The sequence below is a fragment of the Streptomyces sp. genome (assembly GCF_036566765.1).
GTDB lineage: Bacteria > Actinomycetota > Actinomycetes > Streptomycetales > Streptomycetaceae > Streptomyces.
Window position 1 is genome coordinate 1 of sequence record NZ_DATCVQ010000435.1, and the last position, 2609, is coordinate 2609.

At 75.5% G+C, this 2609-nt stretch carries 3 protein-coding genes and 1 pseudogene; 1 reads left to right on the forward strand and 3 read right to left on the reverse strand.

The genetic code is table 11. The features are described from left to right. From VIU94_RS25725 to VIU94_RS25735, 3 genes and pseudogenes are all read right to left on the reverse strand, one after another. Nucleotides 1–420, reverse strand: a pseudogene (locus tag VIU94_RS25725) (aminoglycoside phosphotransferase family protein); the annotation flags it as partial. Nucleotides 421–627: 207 nt separating this feature from the next. After that, nucleotides 628–795 carry a hypothetical protein gene (locus VIU94_RS25730; protein WP_331914592.1) on the reverse strand — a complete coding sequence of 56 codons (168 nt, stop codon included), beginning with the start codon at nucleotides 793–795 and terminating at the stop codon, nucleotides 628–630. A gap of 266 nt (nucleotides 796–1061) precedes the next feature. Further along, nucleotides 1062–1316, reverse strand: a complete 255-nt coding sequence (locus tag VIU94_RS25735; protein WP_331914594.1) for a DUF8836 family protein — start codon at nucleotides 1314–1316, stop codon at nucleotides 1062–1064. A 199-nt stretch (nucleotides 1317–1515) separates the two neighbouring features. On the opposite strand from VIU94_RS25735, the gene VIU94_RS25740 reads away from it, so the two are divergent. Then, nucleotides 1516–2609, forward strand: a 1094-nt coding sequence (locus tag VIU94_RS25740) for a serine/threonine-protein kinase (protein ID WP_331914596.1), incomplete at its 3' end; no start/stop codon positions are given.

Here is a 2609-nt window from a genome sequence, read left to right on the forward strand (position 1 = left end):
CGGCGGGGTGCGGTGGAGTCGGGCGAGAAGGCGGGCGGTCTCCTCCCAGGGCGCGGCGTCCGGGTCGGCGGGGTCCACGGGGACGCCGTAGGGCCAGGCGGTGACCGGGCGGCCCTCCACCGTGGCGTCCGGGAGCGGGAGGGGCGGCAGGAGGATGCCGCGGAGCTCGGGGGCGGCGGCGACCTCGACGCGGGCGGCGTGGCCGGCGGGGTCGGTGCCGGGAGCATGGGCCTTCGCGACGGCCTCGCCGTGCCGTACGACGGTGCCGTCGGCCCGGTCGGCGAGCACGTCCGTACGGGCGTCACCGCCGTCATCGGACCGCCCGCAGGCCCGGCAGGACTCGCGGGGCGCGGGGAGATGGGCGGCGTCACGGGCGAGCCGGCTGAGCTCGCTCAGGAGGACGGTGCTGTGTTCGACCACGGGAGGAGGGTACGTGGGAGGGCGGGCAGGCACGTGGGCCGGTGGCAGGAGCGCACGGAGACGGGCCGTGCACCCCGGGAAAGCGCGATGGCCGGTCAGCTCCCCAGCTGACCGGCCAAACGCTGTCGTCCGCCGCACCCCCGTCCCCACGGGGTTGGTGGTCGGATGTCCCCGACCCGGGCCGCTCTCCCGGGTCCAGGGCGCCGCTCAGCGCCCCAGCATCACGCCCACGGACGACGCTTGTGTGACCACCGCGTCCCAGCCGCCGAAAACGACGACGAGCAGGGCCGCGAGCGGGAGGACCATGGCGGTCGCCACCAGGGGGTGGCGGCGTCCCTGCGTACGGTTCAACGTGCGGGATGCCGTGTGCGCCATGGTTCCTCTCCTGTCATGTCGGCAGCGGCGGGTGTCTGACCTCGGGGGACGAGTGCACCACCCGCCGCTTGACTTCAACATTAGGGACGCGGAGCGGCCCCGGCGTCATGCCCGCGTACCGGCTTCCGGGCCTCCCGGAGGATGAGCCCACCCCTCCGGGCGTACTCCCCTGGGTGGAGACGCGTCGTCCGGCCTGGGGGTCTTCCCGGAGGGGACACCACCGGACCGCCGGCGGCCGCTCGGCGTCCCCTCCGCGTCCGCCCAGGTCAGCCGTCGGATCCCGGCCCGGCTCCCTCGCCCGCGGCCTCTCGGGGCACGGGCTGCTCGACCAGCGCCAGGACCCGGTTCGCCATGAACCGGGCGGTCCGCACCACCGACCCGTTCCGCGTGACTTCGCTCACTTCGACCACCCCCCGGCGCACCGCGGTCTCCACCCTGCGCCCCGCCCGGCTTGCCACCACTTCGTACGTCCGAGTCGTGTCCCCCGCGTCCACGACTATCTCCACCCGGTCACCCTTCATCGATCCAATCCCCCTTCTGCGACGGGCCCTTGGGAACGTGCAGGGCCCGAGAGCCGCCGAACGGCGGCTCCCTGACCACCCCTCAATTCTCCCACCGCGCACTGACAATCGATCGGGCCACGAGGGCGCGGCCTATGAGCACACCGGGGCGACGGTACGTAAGCTGTGCCACGTCAGAACGGACGACCAGGGGACGGACATGGCGATGATGCGGCTCCGGCGCGAGGATCCGCGGATCGTCGGGTCGTTCCGGCTCCACCGGCGCCTCGGCGCGGGCGGGATGGGGGTCGTCTACCTCGGCTCGGACCGGCGCGGGCAGCGCGTCGCGCTGAAGGTGATCCGGCCGGATCTCGCGGAGGACCAGGAGTTCCGCTCGCGTTTCGCCCGCGAGGTGTCCGCCGCGCGGCGGATCCGGGGCGGCTGCACGGCCCGCCTGGTCGCCGCCGACCTGGAGGCCGAACGGCCCTGGTTCGCGACCCAGTACGTGCCCGGCCCGTCGCTGCACGACCGGGTGGCCGAGGAGGGCCCGCTGCGAGCCGCCGACGTCGCGGCGATCGGCGCGGCGCTCTCGGAGGGCCTGGTCGCCGTCCACGAGGCCGGGGTGGTGCACCGGGACCTCAAGCCGTCGAACATCCTGCTGTCCCCCAAGGGCCCGCGGATCATCGACTTCGGCATCGCCTGGGCGACCGGCGCGAGCACGCTCACGCATGTGGGGACGGCGGTCGGCTCCCCCGGCTTCCTCGCGCCCGAGCAGGTGCGCGGCGCGGCCGTCACGCCCGCGACGGACGTCTTCTCGCTCGGCGCGACGCTCGCGTACGCGGCGATGGCGGACTCGCCCTTCGGGCACGGCAGTTCCGAGGTCATGCTGTACCGGGTCGTGCACGAGGAGGCTCAGCTGCACGGCGTCCCGGACGCGCTCGCCCCGCTGGTGCGGGCCTGTCTGGCGAAGGACCCGGAGGAGCGGCCGAGCACGCTGCAGTTGTCCATGCGGCTGAAGGAGATCGCGGCGCGGGAGGCCCAGGGCCTGCCGGACGCGCGGCCGCCGGCGCAGCGGGAGCGGGTCGAGCAGGCCCGGCAGACGGTGCGGCCGACGGAGCGGTACACGGAGCGGACGACGCACGGCGGGGCCGTGGGCACGGGCGGCGTCGGCGGCCCCGCCCAGGGGAAGAACCCGTCGTCGCGACCGACCGGGCCGCGGACGGGCGGGACCCGGCCTCCGGCGTCCCGTACCGGCGGCAGCACTGGGGCCCGTACCGGCGGGGCCGGGGCCCGTACCGGCGGCGGGCGTCCGCC

Bases quoted from the DNA above. Each gene is read 5' to 3' on its own strand.
- VIU94_RS25735 (WP_331914594.1), bottom strand. From the start codon at position 1,316: ATGAAGGGTGACCGGGTGGAGATAGTCGTGGACGCGGGGGACACGACT.
- VIU94_RS25730 (WP_331914592.1), bottom strand. From the start codon at position 795: ATGGCGCACACGGCATCCCGCACGTTGAACCGTACGCAGGGACGCCGC.